Raw genomic sequence first — 23,890 nt, forward strand, 5'->3', positions numbered from 1 at the left:
GCCGTCCATGTACGACACCATCATCGTCGGCGCGGGTTCGGCCGGCTGCGTGCTGGCGAACCGGCTGTCCGCCGACCCGACGCGCCAGGTGCTGCTGTTGGAGGCCGGCGGCGCCGCGCCGCGCCATGCCGACATCCCGGCGAACTGGCCGCTGATGTTGGACACCGAAGTCGACTGGGGCTTTCACACGGTGCCCCAGGCCGGCTGCCACCAGCGCCGCATGTACTGGCCGCGTGGCCGAATGGTGGGTGGTTCCGGCGCGCTCAACGCGATGATCTACATGCGCGGCGTGCCCTCCGACTACGCGCGCTGGGAGGCGGCGGGCTGCGCGGGCTGGGGTTGGCGCGAGGTGCTGCCGGCCTTCATGAAGTCCGAGCGAAACCTGCGCTGGACCGACTCGCCGCTGCACGGTACGCACGGCGAGCTGACGATCTCCGATGTCAACCACATCGACCCGGTCGAGCGCCTCTGGCTCGACGCGGCGCAGGCCGAAGGGCTGTCGCTCAACGAGGACTTCAACGCGGCGTCACAGGAAGGCGTCGGCCTGTTCCAGGCCACCATCCAGAACGGCGAACGCTTCGGCACCGGCAAAGCCTTCCTGAAGCCGGCGCTCGCGCGGCCGAACCTCACGGTGCGCACCGGCGTGCGGTTGCTGCGCGTGCGCTTCGCCGGCACGCGTGCCACCGCAGTCGAGTTCCTCGAGAACGGCATGCCCCAGGCCGCCGAGGCCGCGTCGGAGGTGGTGCTCAGCGCTGGCGCGATCGGCTCGCCGCAGTTGCTGCTGCAATCGGGCATCGGCCCGGCGGACGAACTTTCGGCGCTCGGCATCCGACCACGCCTCGACCTGCCCGGTGTCGGCCGCAACCTGCAGGACCACATCAACTGCCCGATGACCTTCGCCACGACCGAACGCTTCGGCATCGCACAGTCGAGCGTCGAGGAAGCGGCGTCGGACCTACGGCAATGGGAGACCGACCGCAGCGGGCCGCTCACGTCCAACTGGTCGGCCTGCGGTGGCTTCGCCCGCATCGCCCCCGAGGCGGAAGACCCGGACCTGCAGCTCTACTGCATCGTCACCTCGCACCGCGACCACGCGCGCTACCGGTCGACGCAGCCTGGCATCACGCTGTTCTCGGTCGTGCAGCGGCCCAAGAGCCACGGCACGCTGCGGCTGCGCTCGGCCGATCCGCTGGACGCACCGGCGATCGATCCGCGCTACTTCAGCGACCCCGAGCGCGCCGACCTGCAACTGGTGATCGACGGCCTGCGGCTGCAGCGCCGCATCGCGGCGCAGTCGCCGCTGCGAGAGGTCATCGCGGGCGAGTTCGAAGGCAGCGCCGCCGCGCAGTCGGATACAGAACTGGCCGAATTCGTGCGCGCCCAGGCCACCACGCTCTACCACCCGACCAGCACCTGCACCATGGGCACCGACGCGATGGCGGTGGTAGACCCTGGTTGCCGCGTGCACGGCATCGAAGGCCTCTACGTGGCCGATGCGTCGGTCTTCCCCTCGATGGTCTCGGGCAACACCAATGCGCCGACCCTCATGGTGGCCGAACGCGCCGCCGATTTCATCCGGAAGGACGCACACCGATGACTTGGCTCGACACCTCGATCATGCGCACCCGCGGCGTGGCGCAGGGCCGCACGCCCGACACGCATGCGCTCACCGAAGCCAAGCAGGGGAAGTACCACTACACCATCGGCCCCTACTCCGACCCGGTGCTGCACGTACTCCCCGGCGATCGCGTGGTAGTCGAGACGCGCGATGCCTTCGAAGGCGCCATCAGGACCGAGCAGGACCTGCCCTCGCGCGTGCTCACGATGCCCTTCGTCAACCCGCAGAACGGCCCGATCCTGGTCGAGGGCGCCGAGAAGGGCGACGTGCTCGCGGTGTGCATCGAATCGATGGCACCGCGCGGCCCCAACCCGCGCGGTACCTGCGCGATGATTCCGCACTTCGGCGCGTTGAGCGGAACGGCCTTCACGGCGTTGCTGGCCGAGCCGCTGCCCGAGATCGTGCGCAAGATCCACGTCGACGAACAGGGCGTCTACTGGAGCCAGCGCGTGACGCTGCCCTACCGGCCGCACATCGGCACGCTGAGCTGCTCGCCCGAGATCGACTCGATCAACACGCTCACGCCGGACGCTCACGGCGGCAACATGGACCTGCCCGACATGGGCCCCGGCAGCATCACCTACCTGCCGGTGCAAAGTCCTGGCGCGCGGCTCTTCATCGGCGATGCGCATGCCTGCCAGGGCGACGGCGAGGTCTGCGGCACCGCGGTCGAATATCCCAGCACCACCACGATCCAGGTCGACCTGATCAAGGGCTGGACGATCGACTGGCCACGGCTCGAGAACGAGCGCGTGATCATGGCCATCGGCAGCGCGCGCCCGCTGGAAGATGCGACCCGCATCGCCTACCGCGAGCTGGTGCTGTGGATGGAGGCCGAGTACGGCTACGACCGCTGGGACGCCTACATGATGCTGAGCCAGTGCGGCCAGGTGCGGCTCGGCAACTTCGTCGACCCCAAGTACACGGTCGGGGCCGGCATTTCCAAGACCTATCTTGCGCCGGGCTGAGCCCGAATGAAGGAACGCACATGGACCTCGGACTCCAGGGACTCAACGCGCTGGTCACCGGCGGCACCAAGGGCATCGGCCGTGCGATCGCGCAGACCCTCGCTGCAGAAGGCACCCATGTGGCGATCTGCGCGCGCAATGCCGGCGAGGTGGCGCAGGCCGTCGCCGAACTCTCGGGCTACGGCGTCAAGACCTTCGGCCGCGCGGTCGATGTCGGCGACGGCCCGGCCTTGAAGGCCTGGGTGAAGGACGCTGGCGACGCGCTGGGCGGCGTCGACATCGTGGTCGCCAACGTGAGCGCCCTGGCCATCGCGAATGACGAGACGGGCTGGCAACGCGGCTTCGAGGTCGACATGATGGGCACGGTGCGGCTGGTGGATGCCGCCATGCCGCGGCTGGAGCGCAGCCCGCATGCGGCGATCGTCACCATCTCCAGCGTGTCGGGCCGCGAGATCGACTTCGCGGCCGGGCCGTACGGCGCGTTCAAGGCCGCGATCGTCCACTACACCCAGGGGCTGGCCCACCAGCTGGCCCCCAAGCACATCCGCGCCAACACCGTGTCGCCCGGCAACACTTACTTCCGCGGTGGCGTCTGGGACCAGATCGAGCAGGGCAACCCGGCGCTCTATGCGCAGGCGCTCGCGCTCAACCCGACCGGGCGCATGGGCACGCCGCAGGAGATGGCCAACGCGGTGGCCTTCCTGGCGAGCCCGGCTGCGAGCTTTGTCACGGGAAGCAATCTGGTGGTGGATGGCGCGTTGACGCGGGGCGTGCAGCTGTAGCAGTCAATCGATCGACGCCGCCTCAGCGACGGATGCGCGGCTCGCGCGATCAGGTTCAGGGCGTTGAACAGGTGAAGCTGGCCGCCACATTCACGTCGCCGGTCCCCTGATAGCGCGGATAGCCGGGATAGACGCACAACGGTCGCGTGCGACCCGGCACGCCGGCTGTGTCGGCGACGATCTGGGCCGGCGGCGCCACGCCACCCTCGACCCAGTTCTCCAGCGTGCTCAGGGAATCCCACGCCGCATTGAAAACGCTGCTGGCCGCATGACCGTACCCTGGGATCTCGTAGTAGCGAAGGAATCGGTCGAGTTGCGCCGTGCCCATGGTGCTGCGCAGACGTTCCAGATATTGCTGGGTGGCACGCGTGCTGACCAGTGCATCGTGCGAGCCGTGCGCCATCAGGATCTTGCCGCCCCGCGCGCTGAACACCGACAAGTCGGTGCCGTTCGCATCCTGCAGCCCGGTGAGATAGACGATCCGCTCCTGCAGTGCCCCGGGATTCTGAGGATCGAGCGCCAGCGGATTCGCATTCGGGTCGCGCGTGACGAAGAACTTGACCCATTGGTCCCAGAAGGTGCTGCCGTACGGTGGCGAGGTGGTGGCCGTGACGGGAGGCATCGGGTTGGCCGGTTGCTCGGTGCCGAGCGACAGCGTGAGCACCGTGGGCTGCAGCGGGCTCGTACCGGGCACACCGAAGTCGGTGCCCCAGGTGTTGAAGCCGGGATAGGTGGTCTCGCCGCTGGCGAGCCGGTAGTTCAACACCAGGGGCGTGTTGGTCACTTCGAAGGCGGTGATCTGCGCGTCGGACAGGCAGCCGTCGCCGGCGTCCGCACCGCCGGGGCAGCGCAGCGCGACACCGTTGAGAAGGGCCGTGCGCGGGTCGAAGCTCGCGTTGCAGGCGGTGACATTGCTGATCACGCCGTCGGCCACGCCGTCGAGCGCATCGCAGGCCTGCAGCGAAGCGTCGAGCAGCAGCTTGCGCTTCGCCCGCGTCGGGTAGGCGTTGGGCTGTGCGAGGGCGCGCGTGATGCGCCCGAACTGCAGGTCGAGCGCGGCCGCATTCCAGGCCGGGTAGAGCACGATCGCGCCGTTGTAGTCGCCCGGCCAGCGCGTGACGGCAATCAACGCTTCGCGCCCGCCCGTAGACCCGCCAGCAAAGTAGGTGCGCCGCACCTTGTCGGCATAGCGCGCCTGCGTCAAGGCAATGGCCACGTCACGGGTCTTCTTGATGGCGTCGCCGGCGAAGTTGCGCAGCATCTCGTCGTTGGCGCCGAAGCTGCCGTCACGGCTGGTAGTCAGCGGGTTCGCCTGATGGCCCGAGTCGCTGCCGAAGGTCGCATAGCCGCGGGCCAGCGGGGAGGGCTTGTCGGCCGGGCCGGCCGGCACGTTGCCGGTCCCGGTGGCGATCGTGCCGTTGTAGCCGCCGCCGCCGAACATCACGGCCTTGCCGTTCCAGACCGTGGGCAGGTTCAACTGGAACTTGATGTTCTGCGCGGTCGCATCGACGGGCTTGATGTCGCCCAGCACCCTGCAGTACTCGCCGACCGCTGCATTGCCCGTACCGGCCGCAGGAACGACGGTGCTGCTGCTGACCGTGGCACCGGTCGTCTCCAACCCGATGGCCGACGCCGGTATCGTCATCCCGTTGAGTTGCGCGCAGGTCAATGCGACAGCCGGTGGCTCCTTGTCTCCGCCACCACCGCAAGCCACCGAAATCGACGCCGCAATCAGCACAGCGACGGGCCCTGCGAGACGCGTGACAGGCGACGACAAGGCGGATGAGGTTGCAATGGAACGGCTCATGCAAATCTCCTGGAGACGTCGTGCGACATGGGACACCAAGCGCGGCCGGCCAGTTTATGGTCGCGGCAGCAGGCGCGCATAGGGGGATGCCCGTGGGTGGGCGCGGCGAGCCAGTGCAAACGGCGGCCGGTTTGCTTGACCAGCATCCGGGCCTAGCGGGCTCCCGGGCCGCATACCTCATGCGCAACAATCAGGCGCCATCCATCGACGTCCTGGAGAACACTCATGCATCTGGAAGGTTCATGCCATTGCCGCAAGGTGCGATTTTCTGTCGACGCGGCCGAGCCCACCCCTTTCATGCGGTGCTACTGTTCGATCTGCCGCAAGACGGCAGGGGCAGGCGGTTACGCCATCAACCTGGGCGCCGCCACGCAGAGCATGAAGGTGACTGGCAAGCGCTATCTGGGCATTTATCAGGCCCGGCTGCAGGATGACGACGGAGCGGGGACGCATGTCAGCGACGCCAGGCGCTACTTCTGTTCCCGGTGCGGGAGCGCACTCTGGGTGTGGGATCCCAGGTGGCCAGAACTGGTGCACCCTCACGCGGGAGCGATCGACACCCCGCTTCCTGCTGCGCCCGAAAACGTCCACATGATGCTCGGCTCGAAAGCCTCATGGGTGAAAGTGGAAGGCGATGCCGAGGACCCTCGTTTCGATGAAGGCCCCAGCATGTCGCTTGCCGAGTGGCACGATGCCCACGGTCTGCGCTCCCCCGCCGATGAGGAGTCCGGGCAAAACTCATAGTGCACTGGCACGTTCAGTCCGGCTTCTGGTCCGCTGGCGTCAGCGGCCCATTGTTCAGCGTCGCCAGCGCTCAGCGCTCAGTGCTTGCCGAGGTAAGCCTCGCGCACCGCGGGGTCGTCGAGCATGTCGCGGGCGCTGCCTGACGACGTGATCTCGCCGTTCTTGAGCACGTAGGCCCGGTCGGCCACCTTCAGGGCCTGGTTAGCCATCTGCTCGACCAGCAGGATGGTCACGCCGCTTTCCTTCAGCGACCGGATCACGCCGAAGATTTCCTTGACGATCAGCGGTGCCAGCCCGAGCGAAGGCTCGTCCAGCAGCAGCAGGCTGGGCCGTGCCATCAGCGCCCGCGCGATCGCCAGCATCTGTTGCTCGCCGCCGCTGAGCGTTCCGGCCATCTGGTGCTGGCGCTCGCGCAGGCGCGGAAACGTCGTGAATTGCTTGTCGATGTCCTGGCCGATGCCCGCATCGGACGACGGGCGCAGGTAGGCGCCCAGCAGCAGGTTGTCCCGGACGCTCTGGTCGGCAAACACCTGCCGGCCTTCGGGGGATTGCGAGATGCCTCTTGCCACCCGGTCATGGGCGGCGCTGCGTGTGATGTCCTGCCCCTTGAATTCGATGCTGCCGGCCCGAGCCGGCTCCAGTCCGGAGATCGCCTTCATCAGCGTGCTCTTGCCCGCGCCGTTGCCGCCGATGATGGTGACAACTTCGCCGGCCTTCACGTCCAGGCTCACGCCCCGCAGGGCTTCGATGGCGCCGTAGTTCACGGCCAGGTTCTTGATGTTCAGCATGCTCGACTCGTGTTCAGGCCGGTTGGGCTCGCAAGCCCGGCGTTGCAGCGGCAGGCCCGGCGTCCTCCTCGTCGTCCACGCCCAGGTAGGCGGCGATGACGCGCGAGTTGGCCTGCACCTCGGCCGGTGCGCCTTCGGCGATGCGGGCGCCGTAGTCGAGCACCAGCACATGGTCGGACACCGCCATGACGAGGTCCATGTGGTGCTCGATCAGCAGCACCGTCATCCCCTTGTCGCGGATGCGCCCGATCAACGCGGTCAGGTCCTGCGTCTCCTGTGGATTCAGACCCGCGGCGGGTTCGTCCAGCAGCAGCAGGCGCGGATGGGTGGCCAGTGCCCGGGCGAGTTCGAGGCGGCGCTGCAGGCCGTAGGGCAGGCTGCCGGCTTCGTCACCGGCGCGCGCCAGCAGGCCGACGAAGTCGAGCAGGCGAACCGCTTCGCAGCGCGCCTCGGCCTCTTCCCGCAGGGCGGCCGGCAGGCCCAGCAGGCTGGCCCAGAAACCGACCCGCAGGTGCGGATGGAGGCCAGCCAGCACGTTGTCCAGCACACTCATGTGCGGGAAGAGCTTGAGGTTCTGGAAGGTGCGCCCGATGCCCAGCGCACAGACCGCGCTGGCGCGGCTTTGGGTGATGTCGGCGCCGCAGAACTCGATGCGGCCCCTGTCTGCCGGGATCACGCCCGAGAGGATGTTCAGCAGCGTCGTCTTGCCCGCGCCATTGGGCCCGATCAGCGCATGCACATGGCCGGGCCGCACCTCGAAGCTCACGTCGTTGGTCGGCACCACGCCACCGTAGGCCTTGTACAGGCCGACGGCCCGCAGCATCACGCCGGCCGCATCGCGCACCGAGACGAACTTCGGTTGCCACTCCCCTCCCTGCAGCGCGGGCAGCGGCGCGGCCGCGGACAGCCGCGGCCAGAGCCTGCGCGCACCCTTGGACAGCGCACCCGCCAGACCCTGCGGCATGGCATAGAGCGCAAACAGCAGCAGCGCGCCGTAGGTGAAATGCTGCAGGTGCGGCCAGCGTGCCAGGAAGGCGTCCAGCAGCGTCAGGACGATCGCGCCCAGCACCGGGCCGTACCACGACGGCCCGCCGAAGAGCACGATCAGCAGCAGGAAGATCGACAGGTTGAACGTGATGAAGTCCGAGTTGATGTACTGGTTCTGCTGCGCCAGCAACGCGCCGGCCAGCCCGCAGGTCACGGCGCTGATGACGAACGCCAGCACCTTCATGCGATAGACGTTGATGCCGACGCTTTCGGCGGCCACCTCGGCGGCCTGCACTGCCTGGAAGGCCCGGCCGTACTTGCCCTTGAGCAGCGTGCGCAGCAGCAGGTGTGCGGCGAAGGCGAAGGCCAGCACCAGCCAGGCCCATTCACGCGTTCCGAGCATGTGGCCGCCGACGCTCGGTGGCACCACGCCGTAGATGCCCTGCTGGCCCCCGAAGACATCCTGCCACTCGGTGACGATCTTCTCGACCACGATGCCGAAGCCGATGGTCACCATCGCCAGCGACGGCCCTTTGACGCGCAGCGACGGCAGCGCGATCAACACGCCGAAGAGGCCGGCCACCACGCCGGATGCGGCCAGCGCCAGCCACGGGTTCCAGCCGCCCTTGGTGGTGAGCAGCGCCACGGTGTAGGCGCCTGCTGCAAAGAGCCCGGCGTGGCCGAGCGACTTCTGCCCGCTCCAGCCGACCAGCACGTTGAGGCCGCAGGCGGCCAGGTAATACAGGCCTGCCGTGAAAATGATCTTCAGGTAGAACTCGTTGCTCAGCCAGGCCGGCACCGCCACGGCCAGCACGGCGGCGGCGAGGAGGCCGAGGGTGTGGGGTTGGACCTTCATACTTTCTCGAACGGTTTCTGCCCGAACAGGCCTTCGGGCTTGATGACCAGCACCAGGATGATGAGCGCGAAGATCGTGATCTCGCGCATCTCCGCGCGCCACAACCCCACCAGCGCCTCGATGCAGCCGAGCAGGAAGCCGCCGGCGATGCACCCGCGCGGGCTCGTCAGGCCGCCGACGATGGCCGCCGAGAACGCCTTCAGTGCGATCGCCAGACCCATGAAGACCGACGCGGTCGTGATCGGCGCGATCAGCAATCCGGCCAGGCCGGCGAGCCCTGACGAGACGACGAAGGCCAGCACCACGATGGCGGCCACGTTGATGCCCATGAGCGCCGCGGCCTGGCGGTTGGCCGCGACGGCGCGCACGGCCTTGCCGATGCGGGTGCGGCGCAGCACGTGGTCCAGCGCCAGCATGACGACCGCCGTCACCACCAGCACCAGGATTTCCTGCGGCCGGATGCCGGCCCCGCCGATGCGGATCACCGACTCGCCCAACGGCGAGGGCATGCTCATCGACCCCGGCCCCCAGATCGCCAGGGCGGTGTTCTGCAGGATGATGCCGAAGCCGATGGTGCTCATGACCCACGACATGCCGGCGGAGCCGAAGAAGGGCCGCACGGCCGTGAAGTAGAGGATGACACCGAGCAAGCCCAGCACCGCCAGCGACACCAGCAGCGCCACGCCGTAGCGGAGGAAAGTCACGTCGGCGCTGCTGAGCACGCCGCTCTGGCTCTTGCCGGAGATGAGCAGCAGCGTGCCCACCGCCACCAGCGAGCCGGCGACGAGGAACTCGCCCTGCCCGAAATTCAACGTCTTGGTCGTGGTGTGCGTGATGCTGAAGCCCAGCGCGACGAGGGCATAGATGCCCCCGAGCGCCAGGCCGCTGAGCAGCGCCTGCAGCAGATTGATCATCCGTGGTGTCTCCGTGGCGGACCCCGCTGCGCCAGCGGGGCCGCGGTTGCTTTACTTCTTCAGGTCGGCCGGCGTCATGGCCTTGGTGATGGCGTCGGCATACGACACCACTTTGCCGTCTTTCCAGCGTGCGAGGTTGAAGTCGGACACCGAGAGCGCGTCGTGTTCGGCCTTGCTGAACGGCTTCTTGTAGAGCTTGATGATGCCTTGCGTGTCGGGCACACCGTCATCCAGCGTCGCAGCGACCTTGGCACCATCGGTCGTGCCGGCCTGCTTGATGGCCGCGGCCAGCAGCATCATCGAGTCGTAGGCCTGTGCAGCCGCCACGAAGGTCGGCATCTGCGGATAGCGCTCGCGCACGCGCGCAGCCAGGGCCACGGCGCGCGGGTTGCTGTCTTCGGCCGTCGAGGTCGCGAAGATGATGTGTTCCGAGAGCTTCTTGCCGGCGATGTTGAGCAGCGGCGTGCTCATGTTGCCCCAGGTGCCCAGCGTGGTCGGGAAGTAGTTGATCTTCTCCATGCTGCGCAGCAGCTGTGCGTTCGCATCGGCCAGGCCATAGACGACGACGGTGTCGGCACCGGCGTCGCGGATCTTCGCGAGCTGCGAGGTCATGTCGGTGTCCTTGGGGCCGAACTTCTCGACGGCGACCGGCTTCTGGCCGTGCATCGCGAGGACGTCGGTCAGGTCCTTCACGCCCTGCTGGCCGAAGCCGGTGGAGTCGGCGATGAAGGCGATTTTCTGGTTCTTGGTGGCCTTGACGGCGTAGGCCAGCAGCAGCGCGACCTGCTCGCGGTCCACCATCGAGATGCGGTAGATGAAGTTCTGCGGCTCACCGGCATAGCGGCGCGTGATGTCGGTCGCGGTCGCCACCGGCACGATCACCGGGATCTTCCTTTGCTGCGGCAGATGCAACCAGGCCAGCGCATTGCCCGAGTTCGCCGGACCGACAACCGCCGCGACCTTCTCGCTGTCGAGCAGTTCGGTCATGTTCTGGATCGACTTCGGCGGTGCGCCGGTGTCGTCGCGGATCACGCCGACCAGCTTGCGGCCGAGCACGCCGCCGGCCTTGTTGATGTCCTCGATCGCCAGGTCGAAGCCGTGGCGCGCGGCAATGCCGAGCTCGGCGACGGCGGTGCCGGACTGGTCGGCGTTGAAGCCGACCTTGATGTCCTGCGCGTGCGCTGGCGCAGCCAGCATCCAGCCCGACGTGATGGCGGCTGCCACCCACGACAGGGCGCGGGAACGAATCCACTGTTTGAACATGATGTCTGTCTCCTTGTTTGAATGATTGATGCAACGGAACGGGAACGGAAATCTCGAAGCGCCCAACGGCCGGACGGTGGCTAGCCCCGGATTTCCTTGAGCAGCTGGAGCGCTCGGTCGGTGCGCACGTCCTTCTCGTCGGCCATGCGGCTGGCGATGCGGTCGATCTCGTCACCGGTGGCGCCGGCCACCAGCGCGATGTTGCGGGCATGCAGGGCCATGTGCCCGCGCTGGATGCCTTCGGTGGCCAGCGCGCGCAGGGCGCCCATGTTCTGCGCCAGCCCCACGGCCACGGCGACCTCGCCGAGCTCCTGGGCCGAGGCGACCTTCATGATCTTGAGCGACAGCTGTGCGAGTGGATGGGTCTTGGTGGCGCCACCGACCAGGCCCACCGGCATCGGCATTTCGATCGTGCCGACGAGTGCGCCGTCACGGTCCTTTTCCCAGGTGGTGAGCGAGGTGTAGCTGCCGCTGCGGCAGGCCCAGGCGTGCGCACCGGCTTCCACCGCGCGCCAGTCGTTGCCGGTGGCGACGATGACCGGATCGATGCCGTTCATGATGCCCTTGTTGTGCGTCGCGGCACGGTAGGGATCGATCGCGGCGAAGGTGTACGCGTCGAGGATGCCGTCGATGACGTCGGCACCGGCGCGCTCCTTGGTCGTCATCGCCTCGGGCGTGACACGCAGCCGTGCCCGCGCCAGCCGCAGGTCGGCCAGGTTGGACAGGATGCGCAGGCGCACCGTGCCACCGGTGATCTGTTCGACCAGCGGGGACACCGCTTCGGCCATCGTGTTCACGGTGTTGGCGCCCATCGCGTCGCGCACGTCGACGATCAGGTGCATCACGACCATCGGGCCACGGGCGGTGTCGGGAAAGACATGCACCTCGATGTCGCGGCAGCCGCCACCCAGGCCGATCAGTACCTTGTCGCGGCTGTTGGCCACGTCCAGAATCTCGCGGCGCTTGCGCAGCAGCGCCTGGCGCGCACCATAGGGGTCGGACATGCCCAGCACCTGCACCTGCGCACGCATCAGCGGCTCGGTGCTCGAGGTTTCGAAGCCACCGCACTCGCGGACCAGCTTGGCCATGAAGGATGCAGCCGCGACCACCGAGGGTTCCTCCACCACCATCGGCACCAGCACGTCCTTGCCGTTGATCTGGAAATTGCCGGCCACGCCCAGCGGCAGCTCGAAGGTGCCGATGACGTTCTCGATCATGCCGTTGGCGCGGTCGAGGCTGAGCGCACCCGGATTGGCCAGCAGGGCGGCCTCGGCATCTGAAAGGCCGGCAGCCTGGACGACATGCGCCAGTCGCTCAGCAGGGCTGAGCGCCCGGAAATTGGGGAGACGGGAATCTACGGTCATGGATTTTTTCCTGGAGTCGCGGCAGAGGCGCCAAGTCCGCTCGTCGAAACACGCGGGGGAATGACGCGGGGCAAGGTCAGTACGGTTGGGACACTGTAGGCAATCTGTACCAGCAAACAAAGGTACAGTTTGCCGGGACAGCGGCCACGGCCGGGCAGGACAGCCGCAGACTGCGATAGTCGTTGCGCCGCTTCTCACCCGTCTTCCAGCGCGCCGCCCCGACCCCATGCCGCACACACCCGCCCCGTCGAAACCCACCACCATCGCCGCCACGCTGGCCGCGTCGCTGCAACGGCAGATCGCCGACGGCGCCTTCCGTCCCGGTGACAAACTGCCGTCGCTGCGCGAACTGGCCGAGCTGCACGGCTATGCGAAGAACACCGTGGTGGCCGCGTTCGAGCTGCTGGTGTCGCGCGGTGTCGTCGAGCCGCGCCGCGGTTCGGGCTACTACGTGCTGGCCGCGGCCGAAAGCGCGCCGAAGGAAGAAGAAGCGGGTTCGCTCGGCCGCGCGATGGACGTCGTCTGGCTGATGCGGGAGCAGCTCAAGTGGGAGGCTGACCAGCTCAGCGTCGGCGATGGTTTTCCGCCGGTCGAGTGGCTGTCGGGTGCGCGCCTGGACAAGTACCACCACAAGGTCGTGCGGACCGGACTGGGCGCGCTCTTTCGCTACGGCAGCCGCTTCGGCTACGAGCCGCTGCGCCACCACCTCGTTCGCAAGCTGGCGGACCTCGGCATCGGCGCGGAGCCACGGCAGATCGTGCTGACGCATGGCGCCAACGAGGCAATGGACATCGTGATCCGCTACTTCGTGCCGCCGGGCGGCACGGTGCTCACCGACGACCCCGGGTACTACCCGCTCTTCGGCAAGCTCAAGCTGGCCAGCGCCCGCATCATCGGCGTGCCGCGGCTGGCCGACGGGCCGGACCTCGACGCACTGGAGCAGTTGCTCATCACGCACCGGCCGCGGCTCTTCTTCACCCAGTCGGTGGCGCACAACCCGACCGGCTCGGACATCAGCGCCGCCAAGGCTTTTCGCGTGCTGCAGCTGGCCGAGAAATACGACCTGCTGCTGGTGGAAAACGACCCGCTCGCCGATTTCAAACCGATGTCGATGCCGCGGCTGTCGGCACTGGACCAGCTCGATCGCACCATCTACATCGGCAGCTTCTCGAAGTCGTTCTCGGCCGCGTTGCGGGTGGGGTTCATCGCCTGCGGTGCGGACCTGGCCAGCGATCTTGCCGACCTGAAGGCGCTGATCCACGTCAGCAGTTCGGAATACTGCGAGCGCACGGTCGACGTCATCCTCAGCGAAGGGCACTACCAGCGCCACATCGCGCGCCTGCGTGAACGCATCACCGAAGCGACGGCGAAGGCGGTGCGCATCTTCGAAGGCGTGGGTGGCGAGATCTTCGCCAAACCGCCGCAGACGCTCTACCTTTGGGCGGCCCTCCCCGGCGTGCCGGATTCGCTGAAGCTGGCGGAGGAAATGCTCAGCCAGAAGATCGTCTCCGCACCAGGCCGGGTGTTCTCCGTGGATGCCTCGCAGCGTTCGAGGTGGTCGCGCTTCAACGTCGGAGCGGTGGGTGATCCGCGCTTTGCGAAATCATTGAAGACGGTGTTGAAGCGGATGAGATGAGGCGTCAGGGACACCCCGGCCGCGATCCGGCGATCGACTTTTTCATTGCGGGCTCACGCCTTGCACGCCCTTCCCGGAAAGACGAAAGGCCCGCCTTCATGACGAAGGCGGGCCTTTTGTTTTTTTACCGATCGATCAAGCCGGCAATCCACCCGGCGCGAGGCCGGCGATCACTCAGCGGCTTGGCTTGAATGCACGCTTGGCCGCATCGCGCGGCACGAACACCTTGCCGCCGCCAGCTGCGCCGCGCGGGCCGCCGAAGCCTTCGTTGCGCGGGGCGAAGCTCTCGCCACGCGGCGCGAAGCCTTCACCGCGGCCCGGGCCGCCGGCACCACGCGGTGCACTGTCGCCCCAGCCCGGCTTGCGGCCGAAACCACCGCCGCCTTCGTCACGGCCACCGCCGAAACCGGCGTTGTGGCCATGGTGCGGGCGGGCACCGGGTGCCGCGCCACGCGGGCCGCGGTCGTTGAAGTTGCTGGCGCCGGCATAGCCGCCACCATTGCCACCACGCGGACCGGCACCACCACCGCCACCGAACTTGCGTTCGCCACCACGCGAGTGGGTATCACGGCCACCGCCGCCGAAGTTGCCTTGCGGGCGCGATTGCGGCATGCGCTGCTGGGGTTCCAGGCCAGGAATGGTCTCGGCCTTGAACTGCTGATGGCTGTAGTGCTCGATGTCCATGATCTTGCGACGATCGCGGAACTCGGCGAACGTGACGGCGATGCCGTCGCGGCCGGCACGGCCGGTGCGGCCGATGCGGTGGGTGTAATCCTCCGCCTTCATCGGCAGGCCGAAGTTGAAGACGTGGGTGATGGTCGGCACGTCGATGCCGCGGGCGGCCACGTCCGTGGCCACCAGGATCTGCACCTGGCCCTGGCGCAGCGCCATCAGGCGACGGTTGCGCAGGCCCTGGCTCAGGGCACCGTGCAGCGCGACGGCGCTGAAGCCGTCCTGCTGCAGGTCATTGGCGAGGCCGTCGCACTCGACCTGCGTGCTGGCGAACACAATGGCCTGGTTGATCGTGGTGTCGCGCAGCCAGTGGTCGAGCATCTTGCGCTTGTGCTGGGTGTTGTCGGCCCAGAACAGCACCTGCTTGATGTTCGCGTGCTTTTCCTGCGGCGAGTCGATCTGGATCTTCTGCGGCTGGCGCATCACGCGGGTGGCAAGCTGCTGGATGCGCGGCGCGAAGGTGGCGCTGAACATCATCGTCTGCTTGCGTTCGATGGTGAGCTGGTTGACTTCGGCCAGGTCGTCTGCAAAGCCGAGGTCCAGCATGCGGTCGGCTTCGTCGACCACGAGGAAGCGCACCTGGTCGAGCTTGATCTGCATCGAACGCTGCAGGTCGAGCAGGCGGCCCGGCGTGGCGACCACGAGGTTGGCGTTCTGCAGCTTGGCGATCTGCAGCTGGTAGGGCATGCCGCCCACAACGCTGGCCACGCGCAGGCCGCGGCAATGCTTGACCAGGTCGATGGCGTCGTGTGCGACCTGCTGGGCGAGTTCGCGCGTCGGGCACAGGATCAGGGCGCCGGGCGTGGCGGCCTTGAAGTTGCGGTTGCTGGTCGGGTCCTTGCGCTTGGCCTTCTTCGGCGGCGCTTCGCCGCGGGCGATGGCTTCGGCGGCCAGGCGGTCGGCCTCGGCCTTGAGCGCAGCGGCGGCTTCGGCTTCCTGGGCGAGCAGCGTGTGCAGCACGGGCAGCAGGAAGGCGGCGGTCTTGCCGCTGCCGGTCTGGCTCGACACCAGCAGGTCGATGAAGCGGGCGTTGCCTTCGTCGGAGCTGGTCATCGCCAGGGGGATGACTTTTTCCTGGACGGAGGTCGGTTGTTCGAAGCCGAGGTCGGCCACGGCGGCGACCAGTTCGGGTGCCAGGCCCAGCGCGACGAAGCCGTTGGGCTTCTTCGGGGCTTCGGCTTCGGGCGCTGCGTCGTCGGCCAGATCGAGCACAACGATGTCGTCGGAGGCGGAATCGGACATGGAAACGGCAGCGGATTCACCGGGCACGGCGAATTCGTCGGATTGCACAGGCGCGGAATCGCCCTGCGCTTGGAGGTAAGCGTCGGTCATAGAGATAGCTCATACGCGAGCGCTGCCGTAGGCGGCGCCCCGTCGGGTGGTTAAAAACATCAACCATCCAACGACATTCAGCAAGAGCTACGACCGGAGGTCTGCCTTGGCTGCGGCCCGTTCATCGGGCGCGGTGTGCAAGATAGGGAGATGCGAGAAACGCTGCACTGTGCAGCGAAGCCCGAGATTATGACACGGGCTCGGGTTTTTACCTAATCCTCAAGACGAAGGAAGGTCTTGCGGTAGTGCGCCAGCTCGTCGATGGATTCGTGCACATCGGCCAGCGCCGTGTGGGCCTGCTGCTTCTTGAACGCGTTGTAGGCGGCCGGCTTCCAGCGCTTGGCCAGCTCCTTCAGCGTGCTCACGTCGAGGTTGCGATAGTGGAAGTAGGCCTCGAGCTTGGGCATGTACTTGACCAAAAAGCGACGGTCCTGACCGATGGTGTTGCCGCACATCGGCGAGCCCTGCTTGGGGATGTAGCGCCCGATGAACTCGATCAGCTGCTTCTCGGCCTCGGCCTCGTCCACCGTCGACGCCTTGACCTTGTCGATCAGGCCGCTGCGGCCGTGCGTGCCCTTGTTCCAGCTGTCCATGGCGTCGAGCACGGCGTCGCTCTGGTGAATGACGAAGACCGGGCCTTCGATGCGCACCGACAGGTCGGAACTGGTCACCACGACGGCGATCTCCAGGAGGTGTTCTTTTTCCGGGTCGAGGCCGCTCATCTCGCAGTCGAGCCAGACCAGGTTCTGGTCGCTTTTCTTCAACACGGGGGCGGGGGCGGCGGGGTTCGATGCGGGGGTTTCAGGCATTGGGCGATTGTCGTCGAAGGTGCCCCTGCACCGAGCGGGCCCGCCGATACGGGGGCTAAACTCGGCGCGCCATGTCCGATGCCCTCACCTTCACCTATGCGTTCGCCGCTGCCCTGCTCGCCGGCCTGGCGGTGAAGTTCTGGCTGGCCTCGCGCCAGATCCGCCACGTGGCACGCCACCGCGACGCGGTGCCTGCCGCCTTCGCCAGCACGATGACGCTGGACGCCCACCAGAAGGCGGCCGACTACACGATCGCCAAGAGCCGCTTCGGCCTGGTCGAGATGGCGTGGAGCGCGGCGATGCTGCTGGCGTGGACGCTGCTCGGCGGCCTCGACCTGCTCAACAAGGTCCTGCTGGGCTGGCTGGGTGGCGGCATGGTGCAGCAATTGGCGCTGCTGGCGGCCTTCGCGCTGATCGGTGGCCTGCTCGACCTGCCCTTCACGCTGTGGCAGACCTTTCGCCTGGAAGAGCGCTTCGGCTTCAACAAGATGACCTTTCGGCTGTGGCTGACCGACGCGGTGAAGGGCACGCTGCTCGGCGCGCTCATCGGCCTGCCGATCGCGGCACTCATCCTCTGGCTGATGGGCGCCGCCGGCAGCGGGTGGTGGCTGTGGGCCTGGGCCGTGTGGATGGGCTTCAACCTGCTGCTGATGCTGGTCTACCCCACCTTCATCGCCCCGCTCTTCAACAAGTTCAAGCCCCTCGACGACGCCAGCCTGCAGGCCCGCGTGACGGCGCTCATGCAACGCTGCGGCTTCGCGGCCAAGGGCCTGTTCGTGATGGACGGCAGCCGCCGCAGCGCGCATGCCAATGCCTACTTCACCGGCTTCGGCGCCAGCAAGCGCGTGGTGTTCTACGACACGCTCCTGCGCCAGCTCAATGCCGGCGAGGTCGAGGCGGTACTGGCCCACGAGCTGGGGCATTTCAAGCGCCGCCACATCGTCAAGCGCATGGCGGCGATGTTCGCCCTGAGCCTGGGCGGCTTCGCACTGCTGGGCTGGGTGTCGGGCCAGTCGTGGTTCTACGCCGGCCTGGGCGTGCAGCCCAACATGGGCGCCCCCAACGACGCGCTGGCGCTGCTGCTCTTCATGCTCGCCGTGCCGGTCTTCACCTTCTTCGTGGCGCCGCTGCCGGCCTGGCTCTCGCGCAAGCACGAGTTCGAGGCCGACGCCTACGCGATGGCGCAGACCAGCGGCACCGACCTGGCCGCCGCACTGCTCAAGCTCTACCAGGACAACGCGTCGACGCTCACGCCCGACCCGCTGTTCGTCCGGTTCTACTACTCGCACCCGCCTGCTTCCGAGCGCCTTGCGCGCATGGCCGCAGCCTGACCTTCGGAGATCGCACCCATGCCCAGCACCAGCATGCTCAGCTTCAAGGACTGGAAGTCCACGCCGCGGCGCGCCCTGAGCGCGACCGAGATCGTGGGCGCCCTCGCCCGCCTCGACGGCTGGAAGCTCACCGGCAACGATGCCGATGTCGCCATCGAGAAGACCTACACCTTCGCGAACTACTTCGAGACCATCGCCTTCGTGAACGCGCTCGCCCTGGTGGCGCACCGCTTCGACCACCACCCGGACCTGTCGGTGCACTACAACCGCTGCGTGGTGCGCTTCAACACGCACGACGTGTCCGGCATCTCGCAGACCGACCTCGACTGCGCGGCGCAGGCCGACGCCCTGCTGGCGGCGGTATGACCGGGGAACGCGCGCTTGGCTAAGCAACGCGGCGCCGCCGCCGAGGCGGCACTGCGCGACGGCCTGGTCGTCGCGAGCCACGGCCGTCACTGCCTGGTCGAGACACCCGAGGGCGAACGCCTGATCTGCCACCCGCGCGGCAAGAAGAGCCAGGCCGTCGTGGGCGACCGCGTGCGCTGGCAGGCCAGCGAAGACGAAGGCACGATCGAGCAGGTGGTCGAACGCAAGAACCTGTTCTACCGGCAGGACGAGATCCGCACCAAGTCCTTCGCGGCCAACCTCGACCAGGTGCTGATCCTCATCGCGGCCGAGCCCGAGTTCTCGGAACACCAGCTGGCGCGGGCGCTGATCGCGGCCGAGGCCGAGCACATCACGCCCATCATCGCGCTGAACAAGAGCGACCTGGTCGTGCCCTTCGAACGCGCTTGGGCCCGGCTGGCCCCGTACCGCCGCATGCACCAGGGCGTGTTGCCGCTGTCGCTCAACGCGTCGGCCGACATCGACCGCGCGACGCTGCTGAAGCTGCTCGACGGCAAGACGACGCTCGTGCTCGGCCCGTCGGGCGCCGGCAAGAGCACGCTCACCAACCTGCTGGTGCCGGGCGCTTCGGCGTTGACCAACGAGATTTCCTACGCGCTCAATTCCGGCAAGCACACGACCACCAGCACCACGCTGTACTGGGTCGACGCAGAACGCCGCACGGCGCTCATCGATTCGCCCGGCTTCCAGGAATTCGGGCTCAACCACATCGAGCCGATGCAGCTCGCGCGCCTGATGCCCGACATCGCCGAGCATACGAACGACTGCAAGTTCTACAACTGCACGCACCTGCACGAGCCGGGCTGCGGCGTGATCGCGCAGGTCGATTCCGCCACCCACGCCGGCGCCATCAACGCCACGCGCTACCGCATCTACGGCGAGCTCTTCGCCGAGCTGAGCCAGCGACGCTTCCCATGAAGGTCCTGCTCTATTCGCACGCCTTCCATCCCTCGCTCGGCGGCGTGGAGACGGTGTCGATGGCGCTGGCGCAGGGTTTCAGCGCCAACGGCGTGGCGTGCAAGGTGGTGACGCAGTCCGAGGCGGTCGGCGGCGTCGCACAGGACTTTGGATTCGAGGTGATCCGCCGGCCGGGCCGGGCCGAAGCCCGCGCGCTGGTGCAATGGGCCGACGTGGTGCTGTTCAATGGCGCGAGCCTCGCGCTGCAACCCTGGGTCCTGCTGCAGCGCAAGCCCTTCGTCTGGGTGCACGTGGGCTACCAGGCCGCCTGCATCGACGGGCTGGGCTGGGTCGACAACGCGCCGGCACCGATGACGCCGCTGGCGTCGGTGCGCTTCCATGCGCGCCGCAGCGGCTGGGGCTTCGCGCTGCGCGAAGGCCTCAAGCTGGCGCTGCGGCGCGCCGTCGCGGAGCTGGCCGTGCATCGGAACGTCGCGATCACGCGCTGGATGGACATGGCGCTGCCGCTGCCGCGCCAGGTCCAGATCTACAACCCCTTCCCCATCGCGCAGTTCTCCGGCGCCGACCGGCCGGACCCCGCATTCGAGTTCTTCTACATGGGCCGCATGGTCCAGGAGAAGGGCGTGGACGTGCTGGTCCATGCCTTTGCCGAGGTGCTGCGGCGGCACGGCCCCGGCCCGCGTCTGCTGCTGATCGGCGATGGCGGCGCGCGCGCCGAGGTCGAGCGGATCGTCGCGGAACACGGGATCGGCGACGCGGTGGTCTTCGCCGGCAAGCAGTCCGGCCCGGCCTTGGTCGACTGGGTCGGGCGTGGCGGCATCGGCGTGCTGCCCTCGGTCTGGTACGAACCCATGGGGGGCGTGGCGATCGAGCTCATGGCCGCGGGCAAATGCCTGATCGTGTCCGCGCAGGGCGGTCTGGCCGAATGCGTCGGCGAGGCTGGCCTGGTCTTCCCGAACGGTGACGCGACGGCGCTGGCCGACCGCATGCTGGAACTGCTGAACGACCCGGCCCGCCGCAACGCGCTGGCCGCGGCGGCACGCGAACGGGCGCCTCAGTTCCTGCCGGAACGCTTCGTGGCGCAATACATCGCGCTGCTGCAGGACGTGATCGCCCGCCGCTGAGCCCGGTCAGCCGACGATCGTCGCCGACGCATCGACCAGCGCGCTGCACTGGGCCCGCGTGCCGATGCTGATGCGCAGGTACTGCTCGATGCGCGGCTGGCGAAAGTGCCGCACCAGCACGGCCCGCTCGCGCAATGCCGCCGCCAGCGCGGCTGCGTCGTACGCAGGGTGCCGCACGAACACGAAGTTGGCGTGCGACGGCTGCACCTCGAAGCCGAGATCCTCCAGTTGCAGCACCAGGCCTTCTCGCGTGTCGACGATCGCGTCGCGCGTCTGCCGGAACCAGGCCTCGTCCTCCAGCGCCGCGACCGCGCCGGCACTCGCCAGGCGATCGATCGGGTAGGAGTTGAAGCTGTTCTTGACCCGCGTCAGCGCGTCGATCAGCGGCGCCTGGCCGCAGGCAAAGCCCACGCGCAGGCCGGCGAGCGAGCGTGACTTCGACAGCGTCTGCACCACCAGCAGGTTCGGATGGCGAGCGATCAGCGACACCGCGCTCTGCGCCCCGAAGTCGACATAGGCCTCGTCCACCAGCACCACGCGCGCCGGGCACGCGACCAGCAGGCGTTCGATGTCGGCCAGCGGCAGCGACCGCCCCGTTGGCGCATTGGGGTTGGCGATCACGAGCCCGCCGCAACCCTGCGCGGCCCGTGCCGCCATCGCATCGACATCGATGGTCAAGGTGTCGTCGACCGGCTGCAGCGCGCACTCGATGCCGTAGAGCTGCGCATAGACGCGGTAGAAGCTGTACGTCACGTCGGCAAACAGCAGCGGCTCGGCCTGCTGGAAGAAGGCGAAGAAGGCGTGTGCCAGCACCTCGTCCGAACCATTGCCGGCAAAGACCTGGTCGCGGGTCAGGCCGTAGTACGCAGCCACGGCCTCGCGCAGTGCCATCGACTCGGGGTCGGGGTAGCGCTCCAGGCCGTTCGCCGCCGCGGCCTGCACCGCATCGAGCACGCGCGGCGACGGTGGGTAGGGGTTTTCGTTGGTGTTGAGCTTGATCAGCCCCTCGATGCGCGGCTGCTCGCCGGGCACGTAGGGCTCGAGCGCGCCGATGCGCGGGCTCCAGAAGGTCGGGATGGGGGCCATCGACAGGTGGCGACGTCGGTCAGCCCAGCAGGCGCGCGAGCGTCAGCAGGGCCAGCAGCACCATCCACATCACGACCGAGCGCCACACCAGGCCGACCACGCTGCGCAGATGGCCCAGGTCGGGCTCCCGGCCGCCGGTGCTGCCGGTGTCGATGACCGGGTCGGTCCAGCCGGTATCGACCACTTGCGCGCTCGCCAGCGGATCGGTCGGCGCCATCGGCCGCAGGCCACCGCCGCCGAGCCGCACGTTCACGGCGCCGGAGGTGGCCGCGAGGATCACGCCGTCGTTCGGCTCGGGGAAGCGGCGGGCATCGTTGCGCCAGCTGTCGATGGCGTCCTCGAAGCTGCCGACCACCGCGAAGCCCAGCGCCGTGATGCGCGCCGGCAGCCAGTCGGCGGCCAACCAGGCGCGTCGTGCCGCCTGTTGCACCCACACGCTGGAGGGCTGAACGATGGCGCCGTCCTTGTGTGCCCAGTAGCGTGCGACGAATTCGCTCATGCGGTAAAACACAGCGCCGGCCGGGCCCAGCCCCAACGCGGCCAGAACGGAAAACCACGCCAGCACGCCGAACACATGGCGGTGTGCCGCGATGACGGAATGCTCGATCACGTGGCGAACGATCTCGCTGCGCGGCAGGTCGGCCGCGTCCACATGCTGCCAGTGCGCGAGCAGCGAGCGCGCCAGCGGCTCGTCACCCTCTTCCAGCGCATCGCGGATGCCGGTGAAGTGGTGACTGAACTGTCGGAAGCCCAGGGTGACATAGAGCATCGCGACACTCCACAGCACGGCGAAGGGCAGCCCGAGCGTGAGCACCAGCAGCCAGTGCACGCCCAGCGACAGCAGGGTCGGCACGAACACGGCGAGCGCCCAGGCCACCCAGCCATGGTGCGATTGGCCGGCGTCGAAGTTGCGACTGGTCCAGCGCGTCCAGGCCAGCACGCTCCCATAGACCGGGTTGTGGGTTGCGAGCGGGCGCACCTGCTCGATCAGCAACGCGCACAGGATGGCAAAGAAGCTCATCGGTCGATGATAGCGAGTGGTCGGGCCGAGACCAGGGCACCCGCGGAACTGGCTTTGCCAGGCCACTGGGTGCGCCCCTCGAGGGGGCGGCGGCGACACGCAGTGCGCCGCTTCGGGGGTGGGCTTTACTTCAGGCGGAGAGGAAGCGGTAGAGGTTGCGCAACATGCCGGCCGTCGCGCCCCAGACGAAACGCTCCTGCGGCCCGTCCTGGTAGGGCATGGAGAACCACTGCCGCGCATTCAGGCCTTCGCCCACCATGGCATGGCGTCGATGATTCGCAGGGTCCATGAGATGCGCCAGCGGCACTTCGAAGGCATCGGCCACCTCCGACGGGCTGAGGCTCAGGTGGAAGCCCGGCCGCACCAGCGCGATGACGGGCGTGACGATGAAGGACGTGACCGTGGTGTACGTCGGCAGACTGCCCAGCACCTCGATGTAGTCGGCCGACAGGCCCACCTCCTCCCACGCTTCGCGCAGCGCAGCGGCGGTGATGTTGGCGTCCTCGGGATCGACGCGCCCGCCCGGGAAAGCGACCTGGCCCGAGTGCGTGGACATCTGCGTCGCGCGCTCGGTCAGCAGCACGGTCGGCACCTCGCGCTGCACGATCGGCACCAGCACGGCGGCCTGCGCCGGTGCGCGGTCACCGATGCGAGGCTCGCGGCGAAGCTCCGGCGTCCAGAGGGGCGGCGTCGCGAAACGCGCACGCAGCGCAGGCGCGGTCAACCGCGACGCCGGCACCGCGGGCAGGTCGCTGTCGACACGCACCACCGGCACGTCGCGCGGATCGAAGGCCGCCAGAGAGACGGCGTTGATGGGTTCGATCGGCGCGATGGCTTCCATGGTGGCGGGAATGGGGGTCAAGGGAACGAGTGATGGGCTCGGCAGGTACGACGCGGGCGGTGGCTGAAAGATACACGGCACGCCCCGCATGCGCACGACCGAGGCATGCAAGCGCCGCGCCAAAATGCAAAAAGCCGCCCGAATCGGCGGCTTTTGCGAGGCATGGAGACGCAGCTTACTGAGCGGCGGCGGCCTTCATGCGCTTGCCCGGCAGCTTTTCCTTGATGCGTGCCGAACGACCGCTGCGCTCGCGCAGGTAGTACAGCTTGGCGCGGCGCACATCGCCACGGCGCTTGACTTCGATGGCGGCGATCAGGGGGCTGTAGGTCTGGAACGTGCGTTCCACGCCTTCGCCGCTGGAGATCTTGCGCACCGTGAAGCCGCTGTTCAGGCCGCGATTGCGCTTGGCAATCACGACGCCTTCGTAGGCCTGCACGCGCTTGCGGCTGCCTTCGACGACGTTCACGCTGACGATGACCGTGTCACCGGGCATGAAATCGGGGATGGTCTTGCCGAGCCGGGCGATTTCTTCCTGCTCGAGGGTCTGGATGAGGTTCATGATTT

At 67.9% G+C, this 23,890-nt stretch carries 21 protein-coding genes; 9 read left to right on the forward strand and 12 right to left on the reverse strand.

Going from position 1 to position 23,890, the window contains the following annotated elements; genetic code table 11:
• Positions 1–7 precede the first annotated feature (7 nt).
• The 3 genes from QTH86_RS24445 to QTH86_RS24455 are packed head-to-tail and all read left to right on the forward strand — an operon-like array spanning position 8 to position 3,368.
• Complete coding sequence (locus tag QTH86_RS24445) at positions 8–1,597, forward strand: GMC family oxidoreductase (protein ID WP_286648767.1); 1,590 nt, start codon at positions 8–10, stop codon at positions 1,595–1,597.
• The gene (locus tag QTH86_RS24450; RefSeq protein WP_286648768.1) at positions 1,594–2,586 is read left to right on the forward strand and encodes an acetamidase/formamidase family protein; all 993 of its coding nucleotides are present in this window, start codon (positions 1,594–1,596) and stop codon (positions 2,584–2,586) included. The genes QTH86_RS24445 and QTH86_RS24450 overlap by 4 nt, the downstream gene beginning before the upstream one ends.
• A 20-nt stretch (positions 2,587–2,606) precedes the next feature.
• Positions 2,607–3,368: an SDR family NAD(P)-dependent oxidoreductase gene (locus QTH86_RS24455; protein ID WP_286648769.1), complete on the forward strand. Its 762-nt coding sequence runs from the start codon at positions 2,607–2,609 to the stop codon at positions 3,366–3,368.
• A gap of 55 nt (positions 3,369–3,423) precedes the next feature.
• Here QTH86_RS24455 and QTH86_RS24460 read toward each other — a convergent pair whose 3' ends face one another.
• Positions 3,424–5,013 (reverse strand): tannase/feruloyl esterase family alpha/beta hydrolase, encoded by a 1,590-nt coding sequence (locus QTH86_RS24460; protein ID WP_353506005.1) that lies wholly within the window; start codon positions 5,011–5,013, stop codon positions 3,424–3,426.
• A 387-nt stretch (positions 5,014–5,400) separates the two neighbouring features.
• Here QTH86_RS24460 and QTH86_RS24465 point away from each other — a divergent pair, with 387 nt between their 5' ends.
• Positions 5,401–5,919, forward strand: coding sequence for a GFA family protein (locus QTH86_RS24465; RefSeq protein ID WP_286648771.1), 519 nt, complete (start codon positions 5,401–5,403; stop codon positions 5,917–5,919).
• A 77-nt stretch (positions 5,920–5,996) separates the two neighbouring features.
• On the opposite strand, the gene QTH86_RS24470 is transcribed toward QTH86_RS24465, so the two are convergent.
• From QTH86_RS24470 to QTH86_RS24490, 5 genes are all read right to left on the reverse strand, one after another.
• Positions 5,997–6,707, reverse strand: coding sequence for an ABC transporter ATP-binding protein (locus QTH86_RS24470; protein ID WP_286648772.1), 711 nt, complete (start codon positions 6,705–6,707; stop codon positions 5,997–5,999).
• Between the two features lie 13 nt (positions 6,708–6,720).
• Positions 6,721–8,550 carry a branched-chain amino acid ABC transporter ATP-binding protein/permease gene (locus QTH86_RS24475; RefSeq protein WP_286648773.1) on the reverse strand — a complete coding sequence of 610 codons (1,830 nt, stop codon included), beginning with the start codon at positions 8,548–8,550 and terminating at the stop codon, positions 6,721–6,723.
• Entirely contained in the window at positions 8,547–9,464 is a 918-nt protein-coding gene (locus QTH86_RS24480; RefSeq protein WP_286648774.1) for a branched-chain amino acid ABC transporter permease, read from the reverse strand. Before QTH86_RS24480 ends, QTH86_RS24475 begins: the two co-directional genes overlap by 4 nt.
• Positions 9,465–9,515: 51 nt before the next feature.
• Positions 9,516–10,727: an ABC transporter substrate-binding protein gene (locus QTH86_RS24485; RefSeq protein ID WP_444814069.1), complete on the reverse strand. Its 1,212-nt coding sequence runs from the start codon at positions 10,725–10,727 to the stop codon at positions 9,516–9,518.
• Positions 10,728–10,807: 80 nt separating this feature from the next.
• Positions 10,808–12,355 (reverse strand): hydroxymethylglutaryl-CoA reductase, degradative, encoded by a 1,548-nt coding sequence (locus QTH86_RS24490; protein ID WP_353506013.1) that lies wholly within the window; start codon positions 12,353–12,355, stop codon positions 10,808–10,810.
• Here QTH86_RS24490 and QTH86_RS24495 point away from each other — a divergent pair.
• The gene (locus QTH86_RS24495) at positions 12,318–13,727 is read left to right on the forward strand and encodes an aminotransferase-like domain-containing protein (RefSeq protein WP_286648776.1); all 1,410 of its coding nucleotides are present in this window, start codon (positions 12,318–12,320) and stop codon (positions 13,725–13,727) included. The genes QTH86_RS24490 and QTH86_RS24495 overlap by 38 nt on opposite strands.
• Before the next feature lie 174 nt (positions 13,728–13,901).
• On the opposite strand, the gene QTH86_RS24500 is transcribed toward QTH86_RS24495, so the two are convergent.
• Together QTH86_RS24500 and orn are read right to left on the reverse strand one after the other, a co-directional pair.
• Entirely contained in the window at positions 13,902–15,791 is a 1,890-nt protein-coding gene (locus QTH86_RS24500; RefSeq protein WP_286648777.1) for a DEAD/DEAH box helicase, read from the reverse strand.
• A gap of 212 nt (positions 15,792–16,003) precedes the next feature.
• Positions 16,004–16,600, reverse strand: a complete 597-nt coding sequence (gene orn / locus QTH86_RS24505) for an oligoribonuclease (RefSeq protein ID WP_286648778.1) — start codon at positions 16,598–16,600, stop codon at positions 16,004–16,006.
• Between the two features lie 71 nt (positions 16,601–16,671).
• On the opposite strand from orn, the gene QTH86_RS24510 reads away from it, so the two are divergent.
• Genes QTH86_RS24510 through QTH86_RS24525 form a run of 4 tightly spaced genes read left to right on the forward strand, consistent with a single transcriptional unit; the run spans position 16,672 to position 20,378 of the window.
• Complete coding sequence (locus QTH86_RS24510) at positions 16,672–17,931, forward strand: M48 family metallopeptidase (protein WP_286648779.1); 1,260 nt, start codon at positions 16,672–16,674, stop codon at positions 17,929–17,931.
• A gap of 18 nt (positions 17,932–17,949) precedes the next feature.
• Positions 17,950–18,297, forward strand: coding sequence for a 4a-hydroxytetrahydrobiopterin dehydratase (locus QTH86_RS24515; RefSeq protein WP_286648780.1), 348 nt, complete (start codon positions 17,950–17,952; stop codon positions 18,295–18,297).
• 15 nt (positions 18,298–18,312) lie between these two features.
• A complete protein-coding gene (rsgA, locus tag QTH86_RS24520; RefSeq protein WP_286648781.1) occupies positions 18,313–19,254 on the forward strand; it encodes a ribosome small subunit-dependent GTPase A in 942 nt (313 codons plus the stop codon).
• The gene (locus tag QTH86_RS24525) at positions 19,251–20,378 is read left to right on the forward strand and encodes a glycosyltransferase family 4 protein (protein ID WP_286648782.1); all 1,128 of its coding nucleotides are present in this window, start codon (positions 19,251–19,253) and stop codon (positions 20,376–20,378) included. The genes rsgA and QTH86_RS24525 overlap by 4 nt, the downstream gene beginning before the upstream one ends.
• Positions 20,379–20,384: 6 nt before the next feature.
• Here QTH86_RS24525 and hisC read toward each other — a convergent pair whose 3' ends face one another.
• From hisC to rplS, 4 genes are all read right to left on the reverse strand, one after another.
• Positions 20,385–21,464 (reverse strand): histidinol-phosphate transaminase, encoded by a 1,080-nt coding sequence (gene hisC / locus QTH86_RS24530; protein ID WP_286648783.1) that lies wholly within the window; start codon positions 21,462–21,464, stop codon positions 20,385–20,387.
• A gap of 19 nt (positions 21,465–21,483) precedes the next feature.
• Positions 21,484–22,485 (reverse strand): CobD/CbiB family protein, encoded by a 1,002-nt coding sequence (locus tag QTH86_RS24535; RefSeq protein ID WP_286648784.1) that lies wholly within the window; start codon positions 22,483–22,485, stop codon positions 21,484–21,486.
• A gap of 130 nt (positions 22,486–22,615) precedes the next feature.
• On the reverse strand, positions 22,616–23,347 hold the full coding sequence (locus tag QTH86_RS24540; protein ID WP_444814071.1) for a CoA pyrophosphatase: 732 nt from the start codon (positions 23,345–23,347) through the stop codon (positions 22,616–22,618).
• A 154-nt stretch (positions 23,348–23,501) separates the two neighbouring features.
• Positions 23,502–23,885, reverse strand: a complete 384-nt coding sequence (gene rplS, locus QTH86_RS24545; protein WP_262072833.1) for a 50S ribosomal protein L19 — start codon at positions 23,883–23,885, stop codon at positions 23,502–23,504.
• Positions 23,886–23,890: the final 5 nt, after the last annotated feature.

Origin of the sequence: Variovorax sp. J2L1-78 (assembly GCF_030317205.1) — a bacterium.
Classification (GTDB): Bacteria; Pseudomonadota; Gammaproteobacteria; order Burkholderiales; family Burkholderiaceae_C; genus Variovorax; species Variovorax arabinosiphilus.

What these genes read in the sequence shown, in the direction of transcription:
- QTH86_RS24445 (WP_286648767.1), top strand. Translation starts at nt 8, where the DNA reads ATGTACGACACCATCATCGTCGGCGCGGGTTCGGCCGGCTGCGTGCTG.
- QTH86_RS24450 (WP_286648768.1), top strand. Translation starts at nt 1,594, where the DNA reads ATGACTTGGCTCGACACCTCGATCATGCGCACCCGCGGCGTGGCGCAG.
- QTH86_RS24455 (WP_286648769.1), top strand. Translation starts at nt 2,607, where the DNA reads ATGGACCTCGGACTCCAGGGACTCAACGCGCTGGTCACCGGCGGCACC.
- QTH86_RS24460 (WP_353506005.1), bottom strand. Translation starts at nt 5,013, where the DNA reads ATGACGATACCGGCGTCGGCCATCGGGTTGGAGACGACCGGTGCCACG.
- QTH86_RS24465 (WP_286648771.1), top strand. Translation starts at nt 5,401, where the DNA reads ATGCATCTGGAAGGTTCATGCCATTGCCGCAAGGTGCGATTTTCTGTC.
- QTH86_RS24470 (WP_286648772.1), bottom strand. Translation starts at nt 6,707, where the DNA reads ATGCTGAACATCAAGAACCTGGCCGTGAACTACGGCGCCATCGAAGCC.
- QTH86_RS24475 (WP_286648773.1), bottom strand. Translation starts at nt 8,550, where the DNA reads ATGAAGGTCCAACCCCACACCCTCGGCCTCCTCGCCGCCGCCGTGCTG.
- QTH86_RS24480 (WP_286648774.1), bottom strand. Translation starts at nt 9,464, where the DNA reads ATGATCAATCTGCTGCAGGCGCTGCTCAGCGGCCTGGCGCTCGGGGGC.
- QTH86_RS24485 (WP_444814069.1), bottom strand. Translation starts at nt 10,727, where the DNA reads ATGTTCAAACAGTGGATTCGTTCCCGCGCCCTGTCGTGGGTGGCAGCC.
- QTH86_RS24495 (WP_286648776.1), top strand. Translation starts at nt 12,318, where the DNA reads ATGCCGCACACACCCGCCCCGTCGAAACCCACCACCATCGCCGCCACG.
- QTH86_RS24490 (WP_353506013.1), bottom strand. Translation starts at nt 12,355, where the DNA reads ATGGTGGTGGGTTTCGACGGGGCGGGTGTGTGCGGCATGGGGTCGGGG.
- QTH86_RS24500 (WP_286648777.1), bottom strand. Translation starts at nt 15,791, where the DNA reads ATGACCGACGCTTACCTCCAAGCGCAGGGCGATTCCGCGCCTGTGCAA.
- orn (WP_286648778.1), bottom strand. Translation starts at nt 16,600, where the DNA reads ATGCCTGAAACCCCCGCATCGAACCCCGCCGCCCCCGCCCCCGTGTTG.
- QTH86_RS24510 (WP_286648779.1), top strand. Translation starts at nt 16,672, where the DNA reads ATGTCCGATGCCCTCACCTTCACCTATGCGTTCGCCGCTGCCCTGCTC.
- QTH86_RS24515 (WP_286648780.1), top strand. Translation starts at nt 17,950, where the DNA reads ATGCCCAGCACCAGCATGCTCAGCTTCAAGGACTGGAAGTCCACGCCG.
- QTH86_RS24525 (WP_286648782.1), top strand. Translation starts at nt 19,251, where the DNA reads ATGAAGGTCCTGCTCTATTCGCACGCCTTCCATCCCTCGCTCGGCGGC.
- hisC (WP_286648783.1), bottom strand. Translation starts at nt 21,464, where the DNA reads ATGGCCCCCATCCCGACCTTCTGGAGCCCGCGCATCGGCGCGCTCGAG.
- QTH86_RS24535 (WP_286648784.1), bottom strand. Translation starts at nt 22,485, where the DNA reads ATGAGCTTCTTTGCCATCCTGTGCGCGTTGCTGATCGAGCAGGTGCGC.
- rplS (WP_262072833.1), bottom strand. Translation starts at nt 23,885, where the DNA reads ATGAACCTCATCCAGACCCTCGAGCAGGAAGAAATCGCCCGGCTCGGC.